This is a genomic window from Phenylobacterium sp. NIBR 498073 (genome assembly GCF_027286305.1).
Classification (GTDB): domain Bacteria; phylum Pseudomonadota; class Alphaproteobacteria; order Caulobacterales; family Caulobacteraceae; genus Phenylobacterium.
On sequence record NZ_CP114599.1, the window covers coordinates 2,854,867 to 2,872,264 of the forward strand.

Sequence of the window (17,398 nt, forward strand, 5' to 3'; positions counted from 1 at the left end):
TACAAGCATGCACATGATCCGCCGCGGCGCCCTGGCCGCCGTCTCCGTCGTCGCCATCCTGGCGATCCCGGCCGCCGCCAGCGCGCACCGCCAGTGGCTCCTCCCCTCGGCCACCGTGCTGTCGGGCAACGATCCCTGGATCACGGTCGACGCCGCTGTCTCCAACGACCTCTTCTATTTCGACCACGTGCCGATGCGCCTCGACGGCATCTCGATCATCGCGCCGGACGGCTCGAAGGGCGAAATCAAGAACGGCGCGACCGGCAAGTACCGCAGCACCTTCGACGTGCAGCTGAGCCAACCGGGCACGTACAAGATCGCCAATGTCAGCGACGGCGTCGGCGCCTCCTACAAGCAGGGCGGCGAGCAGAAGCGCTGGCGCGGCTCGGCCGCCGACCTGGCGACCGCGATCCCGAAGGACGCCACGGACGTCAAGATCATGGAGAACGCCCGGCGCCTGGAAGTCTTCGCCACTCGCGGTTCGCCCACCAAGGAAGCTCTGAAGCTGACCGGCAAGGGCCTGGAGCTCGACCCGGTCACCCACCCGAACGACCTGGTGGCCAGCGAACCGGCGACCTTCAAGCTGGTCATCGACGGCAAGCCCGCGGCCAATGTCGAGGTCGAGGTCGTCGCCGGCGGCAACCGCTACGCCGGCAAGACCACCGAGCTGAAGCTCAAGACCGGCGCCGACGGCGCCTTCACGGTGAACTGGCCGGCGGCCGGGATGTACTGGCTGGAAGCCTCCGTCCGTGGCGGCCAGAGCAGCATTCCGGGCGCCGAGCGTAGCGCCGCCTACGTGACGACGCTGGAAGTCCTGCCCGACTGATGAGCCGCGTCGCCGTCCCGCTGGAGCTCTCGCCGCTCGGCCTGCAGGCCCGCGGCGAGCGTCCGGTCGTTTTCGCCGGCCCCACCATGGGCGTGGCATGGAACGTCAAGGCGTTCGCGCCGGCGGGGCTCGACCTCAAGGCCGTTCCGGCCCAGATTCAGGGCCTGCTGAACGGTCTCGTCGCCCAGATGAGCAACTGGGAACCGGACTCCCATATCTCGCGGTTCAATCGCGCCGCCGCCGGCGGCTGGCTGGATCTCGCGCCGGGCTTCCGGCACGTGATGGACCGCGCCCTGCACTGGGCCGAACTGAGCGGCGGCGCCTTCGACCCGACCGCCGGCCGGCTCGTCGACCTCTGGGGCTTCGGCCCGGCTGGCCCGACGCCCCCGCCAACCGAGGCCGAACTGGAGGCCGCCAGGGCCGAGTGCGGCTGGGACCGGCTGGCCCGCGACGGCGCGCGCGTGTTCCAGCCCGGCGGCCTGCATCTCGACCTTTCGGGCATCGCCAAGGGCTTCGGGGTGGACGAGGTCTCCCGGGCCCTTTCGCATCTGGGCCTGACGGACCATCTCGTCGAGATCGGCGGCGAACTGCGCGGCGCCGGCGTCAAGCCCGACGGTCAGCCCTGGCTCGCCGACATCGCCGCGCCGCCGGGCGAGAGCCTGCCTGGCGGTCAGATTCGCGTGGCCCTGCATGGGCTGTCGCTCGCCACCTCAGGGGATTATCAGCGCTTCATCGACCATGACGGCGCGCGCTACAGCCACACGCTCGACCCGCGCACGGGTCGCCCTACCTCCAATGGCCTACGCTCCATCAGCGTCGTCGCGCGAGACTGCGTCGACGCCGACGCGCTTTGCACCGCGATCGGAGTTCTTGGCCCCGACGAAGGCCCCGCGTTCGCCATCGAACATGGCGTCGCGGCCTATCTGCTGGTGGACAATGGCGAGGGATTGCGCGAAATCGTCACCCCCGCCTTCGAGGCGATGCTGGCCTGAGCCAGGACACTCGCGGATTTTCCCAAGGCCGCATTGACTTTGGGTTCGAGATTCGTATTGTCCGCGGCTCTTTAGAACACTTGCCGGCCCGACCGGCCCCGCGAGGACCGACCATGGCGAAGCCCGCCTCCATCAAGATCCGCCTGAACTCGACGGCTGACACCGGCTACTTCTACGTCACCAAGAAGAACGCCCGCACCAAGACCGAAAAGCTGGTCATGAATAAGTACGACCCGATCGTGCGCAAGCATGTCGAGTTCAAGGAAGGCAAGATCAAATAGGCTTTCCCCAGGCTCTCCAGTCTGTGAAAACGCCCGGCCGTCTGGCCGGGCGTTTTTCGTTGTGCGCTCGACGGATGCGCCCCGGCATGTCGCGGCCCCGCCTCATCGGCTAGGATGCGGGCCATGACGCCTCTGGATCTCAGCATCCGCAGCTACGCCGAAGACAACGGCCCCGACAGCCACAGCTTCGACCAGTTGGTGCTGCCGCTCAGCGGCGCGCTGGAGCTGGACATCGACGGCAAGGGCGGACGCCTGGCGCCCGGACGCGCCGCCTTTGTCGTGGCCGGGACGCCGCACTCGACCATGAGCCGGACGGCCAACCGCTCGGTGATCCTGGATCTGCACCTGGCCCACCTGGCGCCGCAGATGGCCGAACGGCTCGCCCGGGCCCCGTTCGTGAACCTGACCCCAGCCGCGACCAAGCTGATCGACTATATGGGCCTGATGATCGGCGAGGGCCGCGCCACGCCCGCCACGGCGGCGCTCTGGACGCCGCTGCTGATCGACGCACTGGGCCAGGCCCCGGCCAGCGCCGCCTCCCGGCTGGCTCGCCTGGCCGCCGAGATCGAGGCAGATCCGGCCTGGCCCTGGACGGCCGCGGCCATGGCCGAGCGCGCCGCTGTCAGCGTCAGCCGCCTCCACGCCCTGTTCCAGGCCGAGCTGGGCGCGAGCCCGCGTGCCTGGCTCGGCGAGGTACGGCTGCGCCAGGCCCGCAACTGGCTAGCGACCTCTCCCGTCTCGATCGCCGAAATCGCCCACCGCTGCGGCTATGCCGACCAGAGCGCGCTCACGCGGGCGATGCGCCGCGCCACCGGCATGACCCCGGCGGCCTATCGGCGGCAGGAACGCGAGACGCAGACCAAAACGCAGTAGCCTCGGCCAAGACCGCGGGCTCGTTCCATGGCAATGGCCTGCCGCATGACAGGACAGGGCCGGACATTGCTGGGCGTCGGATGCGGGGTGGCCGCAGGCGCGCTCTGGGGCCTGGTGTTCCTGGCGCCCGAGCTGGCGGCGGATTTCACGCCGCTGCAACTGGCCGCGGGACGCTACCTAGCCTACGGCGTGATCGCCGCGGCCCTGCTCGCCCCGCGTTGGCGCAGCGTGAGCTCGGCGGTCGGACGGCGTGAGTGGATCGCCCTGTCCTGGCTCAGCCTCCTCGGCAACACCCTCTACTACGTGCTGCTCGCCAGCGCCGTGCAGATGGGCGGCGTGGCGATGACCTCGGTGGTGATCGGCTTTCTGCCCGTCGCCGTGACGGTGATCGGCGCCCGCGACCATGGGGCGGTCCCCCTGCGCCGCTTGATTCCCTCGCTGCTGCTCAGCGCGGCCGGCGTCATCTGCATCGCCTGGCAATCCATGGCCGCCGCCGCGCCGGGGGCGGAAACCCGCGCCCTCGTAGGCCTCGCCTGCGCGATCGGCGCGCTGGCCGCGTGGACCGCCTACGCGGTCTGGAACGGGCGCTGGCTGGCCCGGACGCCCCATCTGTCAGCCCACGACTGGAGCCTGCTGACCGGGCTCGCCACCGGCGCCCAGGCGCTTGTCCTGGCCATCCCCGCCGCATTGATCGGCGCCGGCGCCCACGCCCCGGCCGACTGGGCGCGCTTTACTGCGGTTTCGGCCGGGGTGGCGATCTTCGCGTCCATCGTCGGCAACGCCTTCTGGAACCGCGCCAGTCGGCTGCTGCCGGGGACGCTGATCGGCCAGATGATCCTGTTCGAGACCCTGTTCGCCCTGCTCTACGGCTTCCTGTGGGAGCAGCGGTGGCCGACCACTGCCGAACTCACCGCAATCACCCTGATGATCGCCAGCGTCGTCACCTGCGTTTCGGCGCATCGCCAGCGCCAAGGAGCTTCCCATGCACAAGATCAGCACGCCTGATGAACCTGCGGCCGCGCAGATCGTCTTCGAAGACTTCGCCAAGGTGGACATCCGCGCCGGCGTGATCGTCTCGGCAGAGCCGTTCCCGGAAGCCCGCAAGCCGGCCTACCGCCTGGCCATCGACTTCGGCCCCGCGATCGGCGTGAAGAAGAGCTCGGCCCAGATCACTGAGCACTACACGCTGGAGGAGCTCGTCGGCCGCAGCGTGATGGCGGTGGTGAACTTCCCGCCCCGTCAGATCGGACCGGTCCGCTCCGAAGTGCTTGTGTTGGGCTTTCCCGACGCGAACGGCGCCATCGTCCTGGCCGCGCCGATGTCAGCGGTTCCCAGGGGCGCACGCCTGGCGTGACCGCTTCGGCAAGCCGCGTCACGCGGCGCGGGCGACGACCTTGTTGCGGCCGTGAGCCTTGGCCTCGTAGACGGCCTCGTCGGCGCGCTTCAGCAGAGCTTCGGGCTTGTCCCCTTCACCCAGGGTGGCCGCGACGCCGACCGAGATCGTGACCGTCAGCAGCTCGCTCCCGCCCTTCACCCGGAAGGGCGAGCCGGCGACGTGCAGGCGGATCCGCTCGGCGATCCGCTCGGCGTCCTCCAGCTTGGTGTCCGGCATCACCACGACGAACTCTTCGCCGCCGTATCGGCACGGCAGGTCGATGGCGCGGACGTTGGAGGCCACCCGCACGGCGAACTCACGCAGGACCTCGTCGCCGACGTCGTGGCCATAGCCGTCGTTGATCTTCTTGAAGTGGTCGATGTCGATCAGCAGGCAGGCCACCGGGTCGCCGCCATGGGTCGCCCGGCGCACCAGCGCCTCGAGCTGGCCGGCCATGTAGCGGCGATTGTGCAGGCCGGTGAGCTGATCGGTGACGGCCAGTTCCAGGGAGTGATCGAGGTTGTCGCGCAGATAGTCGGTGTAGCGCTTGCGCCGGATCTGCGTGCGGGCGCGGGCGGCCAGCTCCTGCGGGTCTATCGGCTTGGGCAGGATGTCGTTGACGCCGATCTCCAGGGCCTTCACCAGCCGCGACCGCTCGTCGAAATCCACCACCGCCAGCACCGGAAGGTGGCGGGTCGCCTCGTCCGAACGCAGCTGGGCGGCGAAGCGCAGGCCGTCGAAGGCGCGCGCCGTGGCGTTGACGATGATCAGGTCGACCGGCCCCTTGGCGGTCATCAGCGCCTTTTCAGGATCGGCCTCGATCACCGGCCGGTGCTCGATGGCCAGTTCGGTGGCCACGCGCTGGGCCTGGCGTTCGTGATCGTCGACAATGAGAATCCGCCCGCCCGTCCCGCCCAGGCGTGAGGCGGCGCCGGCGATGACGCCCATGCGCCGGCCGGAAGCCTCGCGGTCGCGCAGTTCGTCGATCACCATCTTCAGCCGGGTCAGGCTGCGCACGCGGGCAAACAGCAGGACGTCGTCGATCGGCTTGGTCAGGAACTCATCAGCGCCGGACTCCAGCCCGGCGATGCGGTCGGCGCGGCCGTCCAGGGCGGTGACCAGCACCACCGGCACATGGCGCGTCTCCGGATCGTCCTTCAGACGGCGACAGACCTGGAAGCCGTCCATACCCGGCATCATGACGTCAAGCAGGACGATGTCGGGCTTTTCCTTGGCCGCGATGGCCAGGGCGGTCGGCCCGTCGCTGGCCGTCAGGACATCGTAGTATTCCGCCGTCAGCTTGGCTTCCAGCAGGCGCACGTTGGCTTCGATGTCGTCGACGACGAGAATGCGGGCGGACATGGGGCGAACTAGCTCAACAATCGCCGGATGGTATCGAGAAAGTGCGACACCGAAATGGGTTTCGACAGATAAGCCTCGCAGCCGCCTTCGCGAATACGTTCCTCATCGCCCTTCATGGCGAACGCCGTAACCGCCACGACCGGAATCGCGGCGAGGTCGTCGTCCTCCTTCAGCCACTTTGTGACCTCCAGTCCGGAGATCTCGGGCAGCTGGATGTCCATCAAGATCAGATCGGGACGATGCTCGCGCGCCAACGCAAGCGCCTGCAGCCCTTCCCGGGTCTGCAGGGTTTCGTAGCCTTGGGCATCGAGCAGATCATGAAACAGCTTCATGTTCAGCTCGTTGTCCTCGACGATGAGGACCTTCTTGGCCATTTTCGTCTCGACGATGCTTCGAGAGCTCACGAATCGACCGCTGCCCCCACCTTTGGATCGTTAATCCCACGGATATCCTTAAACTCGCGTTAGTCGCACCGGAGAGCTTCTTGGCCAGCGTTTCACCTCAACTGCCGCCGCCGCGGGCGCCCAACCTGCTGGATCTGGGCGTCGATCCCACCCGTCCGCTGCTGCTGGTCGACGTGGACGAGGTGCTGGGCCTGTTCATGCAGGGCTTCGGCCGGTTCCTGGAGGGGCGCGGGCTGGAGTTCCGCGTCGACCGCTTCGCGCTGTTTCAGAACATCTATCGCCCGGGCGAATCCCAGCATCTGCCGGTCGAAGAAGGCCGCATCCACTTCGACGACTTCTTCCGCCTCGGCTGCGGCGACATGGAACCGGCCCCCGGCGGGCCCGAGGCGCTGCGCGCGCTCTCCCAGCGGGCCAATGTGGTGATCCTGACCAATGCGCCGGGACCGGCCCGCATGGCGCGGGCCCGGTGGCTGGGCCGGCACGGGATGGACTACCCGCTGGTGCTCAACACTGGTCCGAAGGGCCCGGTCGCCGCCCTGATGGCGCGGCAGGTCACGGCGAGAGCCGCCTTCATCGACGACCTGATCTCCAATCTCGACTCGGTGGCTGAGAGCGCGCCCGGCGTGAACCGCTTCCAGATGGTCGCCGACCCGCGTCTGCAGCCGCTGGCGCCGACCGCCCCGGAACGCCACACCCGAATCGACGACTGGCGGGCGCTGCGCGAAGCGATCGAGGCGGCCGTCTTCTAGCCTGCCGGCTTGGCGGCGCCGTCCGGGCCGGGCTGGGTGAACTCGGTCTCGATGAGGATCTCGACCTCGTCGCCGACGCCGAAGTGCGTCCCCGGCGCGGGCACCCCGTATGAGACGCCGAAGTCGGAGCGCTTGATCTTGCCCTGGGCCGAGAAGCCGATGCGCGCGCCCGACGGATCCATGCCGCCGGCCGCGTAGCCGCCGTTGAACGTGGCGTCCAAGGTAAGCGGCCGGGTCACTCCATGCAGGGTGAAGTCGCCCGTGACTTTTGCGGTGTTGGCGCCGGTCGGCTCGACCTTCGTCGACTTGAAGGTGATGGTCGGGAACTTCGCGGCGTCGAGCCATTGCGGGCCAGCCAGCTCGGCGTCGAAGTCGGGCTTGTCGAGCGGGAAGTCGGTTTCGAGCGACTTCGGGTCGACGGTGGCCTCGACGCTCATCGCCGCCGGGTTCGCGGGATCGAAGTTCAGTTTACCGGCGATGTCGGTGAACCGCGCCGTGTAGCGGGAGAGCCCCAGGTGATCGACCCGGAAGGTGACGCTGGCGTGGGTGTTGTCCAGCTTGTACTCGCCAGGCGGGGCGGTGTTCTGCACAGCCGGCGCGGCGGCCATGGGCGCAGACGCGGGCGGCTCAGCCGCCTTCTTCTCGGCCTGCGGCTGCGAGCAGGCGGCGACAGCAAGAGCGGTGAACGCCCAGGCGGCTCTCTTCATGGGTCCGATCCTTCGAGTAGCACTAGCCACAACTGAGCGTCGCACCCGACGATCAGGCGCGCCATCGAAAATCGCCCGCCCGGCCCCATTGCGCCCGGTCGCGAAACGGAACAAACCATGACCCCATGATCCGGATCGGCGTGGATTTCGGCGGCACCAAGATAGAAGCGGCGGCGCTGGACGCGCAGGGCCGTTTCCAGGCCCGCGTGCGCGGGGCCTCGCCGCGCGACTACGCCGCCGGCCTGGAGGCGGTGCGCGAGCTCGTCGCCGAAGCCGAGCGCCAGGCTGGGGCGAAGGGCGCCAGCGTCGGCGTGGGCGGGCCCGGCTCGCCCTCACCGTCCAGCGGCCTGATGCGCAACGCCAATTCCACCGAGCTCAACGGCCACCCGTTCCCGGCCGATCTCGCCCGTGTGCTTGAACGTCCGGTCCGCTACGCCAACGACGCCAACTGCCTGGCGTTGTCAGAAGCCGCCGACGGCGCCGGCGCCGCCCATCGGGTGGTGTTCGCCGCGATCCTGGGCACCGGCTGCGGCGCGGGCGTGGCGGTCGACCGTACGATCCTGGAGGGCCGCAACGCCTTCGCCGGAGAGTGGGGCCACATGCCCCTGCCCTGGCCGACCGACGACGAGCACCCCGGCCCCTCGTGCTGGTGCGGGCGACGCGGCTGCATGGAACTCTGGGTGTCGGGGACCGGGCTCGCCAGGGACCATGGCGGCGGCCTCTCAGCCGAACAGATCATTGGCGCGGCGCGGAACGGCGAACGCGCCGCCGCTGCGGCGCTCGACCGCTATGTCGATCGCCTGGCGCGCGGCCTGGCGGTGGTCTGCGACGTTCTCGATCCCGACGTCATCATCCTGGGCGGCGGCATGTCGAATGTCGGCGAACTCTACGAACGCCTGCCCGCGGCCATCGCGCCGCTGGTGTTCTCCGACCAGTTCGAGACCGACATCCGGCCGGCGATGCACGGAGATTCGTCCGGCGTGCGGGGCGCGGCCTGGCTGTGGCCGCTGCAGCCATGAGCGCCCTCTGCCGCGACTGCTTCAGGCGCGGCCCGTTCGAGCGCCGCTGCCCAGCCTGCGGCTCGCCGCGGATCGTGGCCCACGCCGACCTCGAGACGCTCTCTATCGCGCACATGGACTGCGATGCCTTTTACGCCTCGGTGGAGAAGCGCGACGATCCTTCGCTGCGTGACCAGGCGGTGATCGTCGGCGGCGGCAAACGCGGGGTCGTCACCACCTGTTGCTACATCGCCCGCATCAGCGGCGTGCGATCGGCCATGCCGATGTTCAAGGCCCGCCAGCTCTGCCCCCAGGCGGTGATCCTCAAGCCCGACTTCACCAAGTACCGCACCGAGAGCCGGCGGATCATGGAGATGGTCCGCGACCTGACGCCGCTGGTGCAGCCGCTGTCGCTGGACGAGGCCTGGATGGATCTTTCCGGCACCCAGCGCCTGCACGGGGCGCCGCCCGCCGAAACCCTGGCGCGGCTGCAAACGAGGATCGAGGCCGAGATCGGCATCACCGTCTCGATCGGCCTGTCCGCCAACAAGTTCCTCGCCAAGATCGCCTCGGACCTCGACAAGCCGCGCGGCTTCTCGGTGATCGGCGCCGCCGAGGCGCAGGGCTTCCTGGCCTCGAAACCGGTGGGGATCATCCCAGGCGTCGGCCCCGCCATGGTCAAGTCGCTGGAAGGCGCCGGTTTCAGCAAGGTCGGCGACCTGGCCCGCGCCGACATCAAAGTTCTGGCCCAGCGCTTCGGCGCCCAGGGCCTGCGGCTGCACGACCTGGCCCACGGACGCGATAACCGCACCGTCAATCCCAACGAGGAGCGCAAGGGCATCAGCGCCGAGACCACCTTCAACGAGGATCTGTCCGCCAGGTCCGACCTGGAGGACAAGCTGGCCCCGCTTTGCGAGCGCGTCGCCCGCCAGGCCCGCGCCGGCGGCGTCGCCGGCCGGGTCGTGACGCTGAAGCTGCGCCGCACGGACTTCAAGATCATCACCCGCCGCCGCGCCCTGCCGGTGCCGACCCAGACGGCCAAGACCCTGTTCGCCGTCGGCCGCGAACTGCTGGCCAAGGAGGCCGACGGGCGGCCCTGGCGGCTGATCGGCATCGGCATGGCCGACCTGATCGACGCCGACGCCGTGGAGCACGACTTTTTCGCCGGCGCCGAGCAGAAGGCCCTGGTCGAGGAACGCGCCGTGGATAAGCTACGGGCGCGATTCGGTCCCGGCGCGGTCACATCCGGTCGGGCCTTGGGGGCGAAACGCACCTCCCATGATTGAGGGTTGCCATGTTCCCCCGCATTCGGGGTGACAAAAACGCGCGGTTAGACGGGTTGGAGCCTTTGGGCGACATTTCAACCCTTCCATACGGCAGCCTTTTCCATATCTAATCCATTGTAGAGAGGGCGGCTGCCCTCAGGAGACCTGTTCGATGGCCGAGCGCAAGCAAGGTGATCAAGATACGGGCGTCCGGTCGACGGTCATCACTCAGACCAAGCCGAAGACGCAGAAGCCGTCGATGTATCGCGTGCTCATCCTGAACGATGACTACACGCCGATGGAATTCGTCGTCTACGTGCTTGAGCAATACTTTAACAAGTCGCGCGAAGACGCGACGCGTATCATGCTGCACGTTCACCAACACGGTGTCGGCGTGTGTGGCGTGTTCACATACGAAGTGGCGGAAACGAAGGTGGCCCAGGTGGTTGATACCGCCCGCCGGCATCAGCACCCGCTGCAATGCACAATGGAAAAGGATTGAGGCTCAGTGCCGTCATTCTCGCGCCAGCTTGAAGAATCTCTCCACCGCGCGGTGGCTTTCGCAAACCAGCGCAAGCACGAGTACGCGACGCTAGAGCATCTGCTGCTCGCCCTCATCGACGATGAGGACTCGGCGGGTGTGATGCGAGCGTGCGACGTGGATCTGGCCGCCCTGCGCACCACGCTCACCAACTACGTGGACAACGAGCTCCGCTCCCTGGTCGTCGACGACGGCGAGGACGCCAAGCCGACCTCGTCGTTCCAGCGCGTGATCCAACGCGCCGTGATCCACGTCCAGTCCTCGGGCCGCGAGGAAGTGACCGGAGCCAACGTGCTCGTGGCCATCTTCTCCGAGCGCGAGAGCCATGCCGCCTATTTCCTGCAGGAGCAGGACATGACGCGGTACGACGCGGTGAACTACATCGCCCATGGCATCGCCAAGAAGGCCGGGGCTGACCAGCCCAAGACCGTCAAGGGCTCCGAGGATGAGGACAAGCCCGCCGTGAAGACCGGCGGCGAGGCGCTCGAAGCCTACTGCGTCAACCTCAACGAAAAGGCCAAGCAGGGTAAGGTCGACCCGCTGATCGGGCGCGCGGCGGAAGTCGAGCGCTGCATCCAGATCCTCTGCCGCCGGACCAAGAACAACCCGCTGCTGGTGGGCGACCCCGGCGTCGGGAAGACCGCGATCGCCGAGGGCCTGGCGCGCAAGATCATCAGCAACCAAGTCCCGGAAGTCCTGGCCGGCGCGACGATCTTCTCGCTCGACATGGGCTCGCTGCTGGCGGGTACCCGCTACCGCGGCGACTTCGAAGAGCGCGTGAAGCAGGTCGTCAAGGAGCTGGAAAACCACCCCGACGCGATCCTGTTCATCGACGAGATCCACACGGTGATCGGCGCCGGCGCGACCAGCGGCGGGGCGATGGACGCCTCGAACCTGCTGAAGCCGGCCCTAGCCTCCGGCACCCTGCGCTGCATGGGCTCGACGACCTACAAGGAGTTCCGTCAGCACTTCGAGAAGGATCGGGCCCTGGTCCGCCGCTTCCAGAAGATCGACGTGAACGAGCCGACGATCGAGGACACGATCAAGATCCTCAAGGGTCTGAAGACCTACTACGAGGAGTTCCACAAGCTCCGCTACACGGGCGACGCCATCAAGGCGGCGGTCGAGCTGTCGGCCAAGTACATCACCGACCGCAAGCTGCCGGATAAGGCCATCGATATCATCGACGAGGCCGGCGCCAGCCAGATGCTGCTGCCTGAGGGCAAGCGGAAGAAGACCATCGGCGTGAAGGAGATCGAGACGGTCGTCGCCAAGATCGCCCGCATCCCGCCGAAGTCCGTGTCCAAGTCCGACACGGTGGCGCTGAAGGAACTCGAAGTCGATCTGAAGCGCGCCGTCTACGGCCAGGACAACGCGATCGAACAGCTCTCTGCCGCCATGAAGATGGCGCGGGCCGGTCTGCGCGACGCCAACAAGCCGATCGGCTGCTACCTGTTCTCGGGCCCCACCGGCACCGGCAAGACCGAGACCGCCCGCCAGCTGGCCTCGACCATGGGCATTGAGCTCCTGCGCTTCGACATGTCGGAGTACATGGAGCGGCACACGGTCAGCCGCCTGATCGGCGCGCCTCCCGGCTATGTCGGCTTCGACCAGGGCGGCCTGCTGACCGACGCCGTCGATCAGCACCCGCACGCGGTCGTCCTGCTCGACGAAATCGAGAAGGCCCACCCGGACGTCTTCAACATCCTGCTGCAGGTCATGGACCACGGCGTCCTGACCGACGCCAACGGCAAGAAGGTCGACTTCCGCAACGTGGTCCTGATCATGACCACCAACGCCGGCGCCTCGGACGCCCAACGCAACGCCATCGGCTTCGGTCGCGGCAAGCAGGACGACGAGGTCGACGAGGCCCTGAAGCGGCTGTTCACGCCGGAGTTCCGCAACCGTCTGGATGCGGTGGTCCAGTTCAAGCCGCTGACCCAGGAGATCATCCGGCAGGTCGTCCAGAAGTTCGTCATGCAGCTGGAAGCCCAGCTCGCCGATCGTCACGTCACGATCGAGACGACCGAGGAAGCGGCCGACTGGCTGGCCAAGAACGGCTTCGACGAGCTCTACGGCGCCCGGCCGCTGGCCCGGGTCATCCAGGAGCACATCAAGAAGCCGCTGGCCGACGAGATCCTGTTCGGCAAGCTGGTCAAGGGCGGCCACGTCAAGGTGGTGCTCAAGGACAGCAAGCTGGGCTTCGAGATCGAAGGCGACGACCGCGAGCCGGGCGCCCCGATCATCGAGGATCCGGCGGAGGACGCCGCGGCGGAGCTGGCCGGCTAAGCAGCTCCACAGCCTGACATGTGAAACCCCGGAGCTTCGGCTCCGGGGTTTTTCTTTGCACGCCCTGCGGACCGGCTAGGCGATCTTGGCGGCGATCTGCTCAGCCAGCGCCTTGAGCTCGACGGGATCGGCCATGCCGCCCGCGCCATGACGGCCCAGCTCGACGCCCGCCCAGCGTGGGATGATGTGGAAGTGCAGGTGATAGATCGTCTGGCCGGCGGGCGCGCCGTTGTATTGGGCGACCATGATCCCGTCCGGGTTCAGCGCCGCGCGGACCGCGCGGGTGATCCGCTGCACGCCGAACATCAGCGGCGCGAGGACCTCCGGCTCCACTTCCAGCAGGTTGCGCGCCTGGGAGTGCTTCGGGATCACCAGGGTGTGGCCCTTGGACTGCGGAAAGACGTCCATGAACGCGAGAATCTCGCCGTCTTCGAACACCTTCGCCGCCGGCGCCTCGCCGCGCAGAATCTTGGCGAAGATATTTCCGTCCTCGTAGGTCCCGTCCAGGCTCATGGGCCGCTCCTCCAAACTCGTCGCTTGGTGGTAGCGCATTGGCTGGAAGGACGGAACACGGCGACGGGTTTACGCATGTTCGCCTTGCGATAACCTGCAAGGACAGACGGCCGCAAAGGCCGCAGAGGGAGGGAAGCGATGTATCTCGCCGATCACGCGCGGCTGACGCCCGACAAGCCGGCCATGATTTCCGCCGACACCGGCCAGGCGGTGAGCTTCGCCGAGCTAAATGAGCGTTCCAACCGCCTGGCGCAATACCTCTACGACCAGGGCCTGCGCCGCGGCGACCACATCGCCGTCTTGATGGAGAACAACCTCGCCTTCATGGAGCCGGTCTGGGCGGCCTTCCGATCGGGCCTCTACGTCACCACCATCAACCGCTACCTGCCGCCGGACGAAGCCGCCTATATCGCGAACGACTGCGGCGCCAAGGCGTTGATCACGTCCTACGCCAAGCGCGAGACCGCCGCCGAGCTCCTGGACCTGATTCCGAACTGCCCGATCCGCCTGATGGTCGGGGGCGTCATCCCCGGTTGGGATTCCTACGAGGCGGCGGTGGCGTCCGGTTCGCCCGAGCCCCTGGCCCAGGAGTGGATGGGCGATTCCATGCTCTACTCGTCGGGCACCACCGGGCGACCCAAGGGAATCCTGCGCCCCCTGCCCGACATCACGCCGGCCGAGGGGTTCGACGCGCGCCAGATGGCCAATCGCTATGGGCTGTCGGCGCAGAGCGTCTACCTGTCGCCGGCCCCGCTCTATCACGCCGCGCCGCTGGCCTATGTGCTGACGGTGCAGTCCTTCGGCGGCACGGTAGTGATGATGGAGCGCTTCGATCCGGAGCAGGCGCTGCAGCTGATCGAGACGCATGGCGTCACCCACAGCCAATGGGTGCCGACCATGTTCGTGCGCATGCTGAAGCTGCCGGCCGAGGTTCGCACCCGCTACGACCTCTCCAGCCATCAGGTCGCCGTCCACGCCGCCGCGCCCTGCCCGGTCGAGGTCAAGCGCCAGATGATCGAGTGGTGGGGGCCGATCCTCTACGAGTACTACGCCGGCACCGAGGCCTCGGGCTCGACCTTCATCACCAGCGAAGACTGGCTGGAACATCCCGGCTCGGTCGGCCGCGCTGCGCTAGGCGTCCTGCACATCTGCGACGAGGACGGCAAGGAGCTGCCGATCGGCGAGACCGGCCTCGTCTACTTCGAGCGCGAGGCGCCGACCTTCGAGTACCACAACGACCCCGCTAAGACGGCCTCGGCCCGCCACCCCGACCACCCCAATTGGAACGCCCTTGGCGACGTCGGGTACCTAGACAAGGACGGCTACCTCTACCTCACTGACCGCAAGGCATTCATGATCATTTCCGGCGGGGTGAACATCTATCCGCAGGCGATCGAGGACGCCCTCGTCACACATCCGAAGGTCGCCGACGTGGCGGTCTTCGGCGTGCCGGACGCCGAGATGGGCGAAGCGGTGAAGGCGGTGATCGAGCCCGCGCCCGGTCAAACGCCGAGCGACGACCTGGCAGCGGAGTTGTTGGCCTACGCCCGCGAGCGGCTGGCTCACTACATGGCCCCGCGCTCCATTGACTTCATCGAGGAAATGCCGCGCCTGCCGACCGGCAAGCTGTACAAGCGGCTGCTGCGCGACGCCTATTGGCAGGACCGGAAGATCTGAGCCGGCCTAGAGCCCTTTCCACTCACGATTGATCATCGTGAGTGGCTAAGAAGGGCGCTAAAATCAAAGAACCGACCCTGTTCATCCCGGTTGGCTTCTTTCAAGCCGACCGGGACAGGGTCTAGCCCTGCCGGAAGGGCGAATACTCCTCGGCCAGCCACTCCATCTCGCCGTTCACCGCCTCGCGCTCTCGGCGGACGAAATCGCCCACAGGCCCGCGCAGCCGCGGGTCGGCGATGTGGTGGGCGGAAAAGACCGGAGCCGGCAGATAGCCCCGGGCGATCTTATGCTGCCCCTGGGCCCCGGCCTCGACCCGCGCCAGGCCCTTGTCGATCGCCCATTCGATAGCCTGGTAGTAGCAGAGCTCGAAATGCAGGAACGGGACGTCCTCGATGCAGCCCCAGTTGCGGCCGTAGAGACAGTCCTCGCCGATCAAGTTCAGCGCCCCGGCGATCCAACGCCCGCCGCGCCGGGCCATGACCAGCAGCACGCGGTCAGCCATCCGCTCGCCCAGCAGCGAGAAGAACAAGCGGTTCAGGTACGGGCGGCCCCACTTGCGCGAGCCTGTGTCCATGTAGAAGGCGAAGAACGCGTCCCAGTGATCCTCAGTGATCTCCGCGCCGGTGAGCGCGACGATCTCGACTTGCGCCTGCGCGTCGCGCCGCTCGCGCCGGATGGTCTTTCGCCGCCCGGACGACAGCGCCTCCAGGAACCCCTCGAAACTGGCGTAACCCTGGTTGAGCCAGTGGTACTGCTGGCCCTGCCGTTGCAGCAGTCCGCGGTCGCCCAGCCAGTCCCACTCGCCCTGAGTCGGGAAGTTCACGTGCAGCGACGACACCTCGTACTGCTCGCACACCGCCAGGGCGCCGCCCAGCAGGATGCGGCGCGCCTCCTCCAGATCGGCGTCCGGCCGCACCAGCAGCCGCGGCCCGGTCACCGGACTGAACGGGGCGGCCGAGATCAGTTTCGGATAGTACTGGCCCCCCGCCCGCTCATAGGCGTCGGCCCAGGCGTGATCGAAGACGTATTCGCCCTGGCTGTGCGATTTCAGGTAAAGCGGCATCACCGCCGCGACCTGGCCTGCCTCGTCCTCGACCGCCAGATGCTGCGGCCCCCAGCCGGTGCGCTCGACCGCGCAGCCGGCCGCCTCGGCGATGTCCAGGAAGTCGAAGGCCACGAACGGATTGCCGCGATGGTCCGGGTGGCCGGCGCAAGCGTCCCACGCCTCGCGCCCGATCTCGGCGATTCGGCGGCTGATCTGCACCGCCGGCTTCAGCTTCACGCTTCGAAACCCTCGAAGATCAGGTTGTCGCAATAGTCCTTCACCGCGTCCCACTGCCCCGGCTCGCGCACTGTCCAGGCCACGACCGGCATGCCCTCTCCCCGGTACTTCGCCACCTGCTCGTCCGGCAGCATCCCGATGTGCAGCGCCAGGAAGTGCGGGCGAGCGATCGCCACATGCTCGAGCCTGGCGAAGGATTCGCGCTGCGCCTCGTTCATGTGCGGCACCTGCTTGTAGTCGTAGCTGTCCAGCCCCCGCAGCACGCCCGGGAAGCGGTCGGCGAACCAGGCGTGCGAGTAGGGATTGAACCCGATCACGCAGGTCGGGCCGGCGTGGTCGATCAGCAATTCGTGGACGCGCTGCTCCAGCGGCCCGACCTCGCCATAGGCGGTCTTCAGCTCGATGTGCACCATCGCCCGGCGGCCGATCAGCGCCAGGGTCTCGCGCAGGGTCGGGATCTTCTCGTCAGTGTCCTTCAGGGTCAGCTCGCCCAGATCGGCGGCGGTGCGGTCGCGAAGCTTGCCCTCGACGCCGGTCATCCGCTTCAGGTCTTCGTCATGGAAGACCATCGCCTCCCCGTCCGACGACAGGTGCACGTCCAGTTCGACGCCGTAGCCGGCCTCGCAGGCGGCCTGGAAGGCGGCGAGCGAGTTCTCCGGCGCCCCGCCGCGCGTCCACAGCCCCCGGTGCGCCACCGGCGGGTGGAACAGCAGGTCCCAGGCCTCGCCGAACGGGTTGCTCACCGCACCTGCACCACGGCGTCGACCTCGACCGAGAAGCCGAGCGGCAGTCGATAGACGCCGACCGCCGAGCGGGCGTGCTTGCCGGCCTCGCCGAAGGCCTCGACCATCAGGTCCGAGGCGCCGTTCACGACCTGCGGGATCTCCAGGAAGTTCGCGCCGGCCTGCACGAAACCGCCCAGCTTGACCACCCGGACCACGCGGTCCAGGTCGCCGTCGCAGGCCGCCTTCATCTGGGCGATCAGGTTGACGCCGCACAGACGCGCCGCCGCCTTGGCGGTCTCGATGTCGACCTCCTCGCCAACCGTGCCGCGAATGCCGCCGCCGGCGTCGACCGACACCTGGCCGGAGATGTGGACGAGATCGCCGACCCTCACGAAGGGCACATAGTTGGCGACCGGCGGATTGGGCTGCGGCAGGGTGAGACCGAGCGCAGACAGGCGTTCTTCGACCTTCGACATGCCGAAGGTCTACCGCTGCGCCCCGAACCCGAAAAGCGAAAAGGGCGCCGGAAAGAGAAAAGG

19 protein-coding genes are annotated in these 17,398 nt (G+C 67.9%); 12 read left to right on the top strand and 7 right to left on the bottom strand.

What is annotated here, in order from left to right:
* Nucleotides 1-7: 7 nt before the first annotated feature.
* The 6 genes from O4N75_RS14175 (at nucleotide 8) to O4N75_RS14200 (ending at nucleotide 4,326) form a co-directional block, all read left to right on the top strand.
* Entirely contained in the window at nucleotides 8-826 is an 819-nt protein-coding gene (locus O4N75_RS14175) for a DUF4198 domain-containing protein (RefSeq protein WP_269626155.1), read from the top strand.
* Nucleotides 826-1,818, top strand: a complete 993-nt coding sequence (locus O4N75_RS14180) for an FAD:protein FMN transferase (RefSeq protein ID WP_269626156.1) — start codon at nucleotides 826-828, stop codon at nucleotides 1,816-1,818. The genes O4N75_RS14175 and O4N75_RS14180 overlap by 1 nt, the downstream gene beginning before the upstream one ends.
* Nucleotides 1,819-1,931: 113 nt before the next feature.
* A complete protein-coding gene (gene rpmG / locus O4N75_RS14185; protein WP_269626157.1) occupies nucleotides 1,932-2,099 on the top strand; it encodes a 50S ribosomal protein L33 in 168 nt (55 codons plus the stop codon).
* Between the two features lie 123 nt (nucleotides 2,100-2,222).
* The gene (locus O4N75_RS14190) at nucleotides 2,223-2,972 is read left to right on the top strand and encodes an AraC family transcriptional regulator (protein ID WP_269626158.1); all 750 of its coding nucleotides are present in this window, start codon (nucleotides 2,223-2,225) and stop codon (nucleotides 2,970-2,972) included.
* 45 nt (nucleotides 2,973-3,017) lie between these two features.
* The gene (locus tag O4N75_RS14195; protein WP_269626159.1) at nucleotides 3,018-3,977 is read left to right on the top strand and encodes a DMT family transporter; all 960 of its coding nucleotides are present in this window, start codon (nucleotides 3,018-3,020) and stop codon (nucleotides 3,975-3,977) included.
* On the top strand, nucleotides 3,955-4,326 hold the full coding sequence (locus O4N75_RS14200) for a tRNA-binding protein (RefSeq protein ID WP_269626160.1): 372 nt from the start codon (nucleotides 3,955-3,957) through the stop codon (nucleotides 4,324-4,326). Before O4N75_RS14195 ends, O4N75_RS14200 begins: the two co-directional genes overlap by 23 nt.
* 18 nt (nucleotides 4,327-4,344) lie before the next feature.
* Here the strand turns inward: O4N75_RS14200 and O4N75_RS14205 are convergent, their stop codons facing one another.
* Together O4N75_RS14205 and O4N75_RS14210 are read right to left on the bottom strand one after the other, a co-directional pair.
* Complete coding sequence (locus tag O4N75_RS14205) at nucleotides 4,345-5,709, bottom strand: PleD family two-component system response regulator (protein ID WP_269626161.1); 1,365 nt, start codon at nucleotides 5,707-5,709, stop codon at nucleotides 4,345-4,347.
* Nucleotides 5,710-5,717: 8 nt separating this feature from the next.
* Complete coding sequence (locus O4N75_RS14210) at nucleotides 5,718-6,083, bottom strand: response regulator (protein WP_267231847.1); 366 nt, start codon at nucleotides 6,081-6,083, stop codon at nucleotides 5,718-5,720.
* Nucleotides 6,084-6,193: 110 nt separating this feature from the next.
* Here O4N75_RS14210 and O4N75_RS14215 point away from each other — a divergent pair, with 110 nt between their 5' ends.
* Nucleotides 6,194-6,862 carry a hypothetical protein gene (locus tag O4N75_RS14215; protein ID WP_269626162.1) on the top strand — a complete coding sequence of 223 codons (669 nt, stop codon included), beginning with the start codon at nucleotides 6,194-6,196 and terminating at the stop codon, nucleotides 6,860-6,862.
* On the opposite strand, the gene O4N75_RS14220 is transcribed toward O4N75_RS14215, so the two are convergent.
* Nucleotides 6,859-7,569, bottom strand: coding sequence for a YceI family protein (locus tag O4N75_RS14220; RefSeq protein WP_269626163.1), 711 nt, complete (start codon nucleotides 7,567-7,569; stop codon nucleotides 6,859-6,861). The two genes, O4N75_RS14215 and O4N75_RS14220, sit on opposite strands and share 4 nt — an antisense overlap.
* 125 nt (nucleotides 7,570-7,694) lie before the next feature.
* Between O4N75_RS14220 and O4N75_RS14225 the strand changes: the two genes are divergently transcribed.
* The 4 genes from O4N75_RS14225 to clpA all read left to right on the top strand — a co-directional run bounded on the left by O4N75_RS14225 (nucleotide 7,695) and on the right by clpA (nucleotide 12,662).
* A complete protein-coding gene (locus O4N75_RS14225) occupies nucleotides 7,695-8,588 on the top strand; it encodes an ROK family protein (RefSeq protein WP_269626164.1) in 894 nt (297 codons plus the stop codon).
* Nucleotides 8,585-9,853 (top strand): DNA polymerase IV, encoded by a 1,269-nt coding sequence (locus tag O4N75_RS14230; protein WP_269626165.1) that lies wholly within the window; start codon nucleotides 8,585-8,587, stop codon nucleotides 9,851-9,853. The genes O4N75_RS14225 and O4N75_RS14230 overlap by 4 nt, the downstream gene beginning before the upstream one ends.
* Before the next feature lie 151 nt (nucleotides 9,854-10,004).
* Nucleotides 10,005-10,334 carry an ATP-dependent Clp protease adapter ClpS gene (clpS, locus tag O4N75_RS14235; protein WP_056734830.1) on the top strand — a complete coding sequence of 110 codons (330 nt, stop codon included), beginning with the start codon at nucleotides 10,005-10,007 and terminating at the stop codon, nucleotides 10,332-10,334.
* Between the two features lie 6 nt (nucleotides 10,335-10,340).
* On the top strand, nucleotides 10,341-12,662 hold the full coding sequence (gene clpA / locus O4N75_RS14240; RefSeq protein ID WP_269626166.1) for an ATP-dependent Clp protease ATP-binding subunit ClpA: 2,322 nt from the start codon (nucleotides 10,341-10,343) through the stop codon (nucleotides 12,660-12,662).
* 75 nt (nucleotides 12,663-12,737) lie between these two features.
* Here the strand turns inward: clpA and O4N75_RS14245 are convergent, their stop codons facing one another.
* On the bottom strand, nucleotides 12,738-13,175 hold the full coding sequence (locus O4N75_RS14245; protein WP_269626167.1) for an HIT family protein: 438 nt from the start codon (nucleotides 13,173-13,175) through the stop codon (nucleotides 12,738-12,740).
* Nucleotides 13,176-13,313: 138 nt separating this feature from the next.
* On the opposite strand from O4N75_RS14245, the gene O4N75_RS14250 reads away from it, so the two are divergent.
* Entirely contained in the window at nucleotides 13,314-14,852 is a 1,539-nt protein-coding gene (locus tag O4N75_RS14250) for an acyl-CoA synthetase (protein WP_269626168.1), read from the top strand.
* A 121-nt stretch (nucleotides 14,853-14,973) separates the two neighbouring features.
* Here the strand turns inward: O4N75_RS14250 and O4N75_RS14255 are convergent, their stop codons facing one another.
* The 3 genes from O4N75_RS14255 to O4N75_RS14265 are packed head-to-tail and all read right to left on the bottom strand — an operon-like array spanning nucleotide 14,974 to nucleotide 17,335.
* Nucleotides 14,974-16,134 (bottom strand): GNAT family N-acetyltransferase, encoded by a 1,161-nt coding sequence (locus tag O4N75_RS14255; protein ID WP_269626169.1) that lies wholly within the window; start codon nucleotides 16,132-16,134, stop codon nucleotides 14,974-14,976.
* Nucleotides 16,131-16,877 (bottom strand): glycerophosphodiester phosphodiesterase family protein, encoded by a 747-nt coding sequence (locus O4N75_RS14260; RefSeq protein WP_269626170.1) that lies wholly within the window; start codon nucleotides 16,875-16,877, stop codon nucleotides 16,131-16,133. The genes O4N75_RS14255 and O4N75_RS14260 overlap by 4 nt, the downstream gene beginning before the upstream one ends.
* A complete protein-coding gene (locus O4N75_RS14265) occupies nucleotides 16,874-17,335 on the bottom strand; it encodes a RidA family protein (RefSeq protein WP_269626171.1) in 462 nt (153 codons plus the stop codon). The genes O4N75_RS14260 and O4N75_RS14265 overlap by 4 nt, the downstream gene beginning before the upstream one ends.
* Nucleotides 17,336-17,398 lie beyond the last annotated feature (63 nt).

Excerpts from the sequence above, each read along its gene's own strand:
- O4N75_RS14175 (WP_269626155.1), top strand. The coding sequence starts at position 8 with ATGCACATGATCCGCCGCGGCGCCCTGGCCGCCGTCTCCGTCGTCGCC.
- O4N75_RS14180 (WP_269626156.1), top strand. The coding sequence starts at position 826 with ATGAGCCGCGTCGCCGTCCCGCTGGAGCTCTCGCCGCTCGGCCTGCAG.
- rpmG (WP_269626157.1), top strand. The coding sequence starts at position 1,932 with ATGGCGAAGCCCGCCTCCATCAAGATCCGCCTGAACTCGACGGCTGAC.
- O4N75_RS14190 (WP_269626158.1), top strand. The coding sequence starts at position 2,223 with ATGACGCCTCTGGATCTCAGCATCCGCAGCTACGCCGAAGACAACGGC.
- O4N75_RS14195 (WP_269626159.1), top strand. The coding sequence starts at position 3,018 with ATGACAGGACAGGGCCGGACATTGCTGGGCGTCGGATGCGGGGTGGCC.
- O4N75_RS14200 (WP_269626160.1), top strand. The coding sequence starts at position 3,955 with ATGCACAAGATCAGCACGCCTGATGAACCTGCGGCCGCGCAGATCGTC.
- O4N75_RS14205 (WP_269626161.1), bottom strand. The coding sequence starts at position 5,709 with ATGTCCGCCCGCATTCTCGTCGTCGACGACATCGAAGCCAACGTGCGC.
- O4N75_RS14210 (WP_267231847.1), bottom strand. The coding sequence starts at position 6,083 with ATGGCCAAGAAGGTCCTCATCGTCGAGGACAACGAGCTGAACATGAAG.
- O4N75_RS14220 (WP_269626163.1), bottom strand. The coding sequence starts at position 7,569 with ATGAAGAGAGCCGCCTGGGCGTTCACCGCTCTTGCTGTCGCCGCCTGC.
- O4N75_RS14225 (WP_269626164.1), top strand. The coding sequence starts at position 7,695 with ATGATCCGGATCGGCGTGGATTTCGGCGGCACCAAGATAGAAGCGGCG.
- O4N75_RS14230 (WP_269626165.1), top strand. The coding sequence starts at position 8,585 with ATGAGCGCCCTCTGCCGCGACTGCTTCAGGCGCGGCCCGTTCGAGCGC.
- clpS (WP_056734830.1), top strand. The coding sequence starts at position 10,005 with ATGGCCGAGCGCAAGCAAGGTGATCAAGATACGGGCGTCCGGTCGACG.
- O4N75_RS14245 (WP_269626167.1), bottom strand. The coding sequence starts at position 13,175 with ATGAGCCTGGACGGGACCTACGAGGACGGAAATATCTTCGCCAAGATT.
- O4N75_RS14250 (WP_269626168.1), top strand. The coding sequence starts at position 13,314 with ATGTATCTCGCCGATCACGCGCGGCTGACGCCCGACAAGCCGGCCATG.
- O4N75_RS14265 (WP_269626171.1), bottom strand. The coding sequence starts at position 17,335 with ATGTCGAAGGTCGAAGAACGCCTGTCTGCGCTCGGTCTCACCCTGCCG.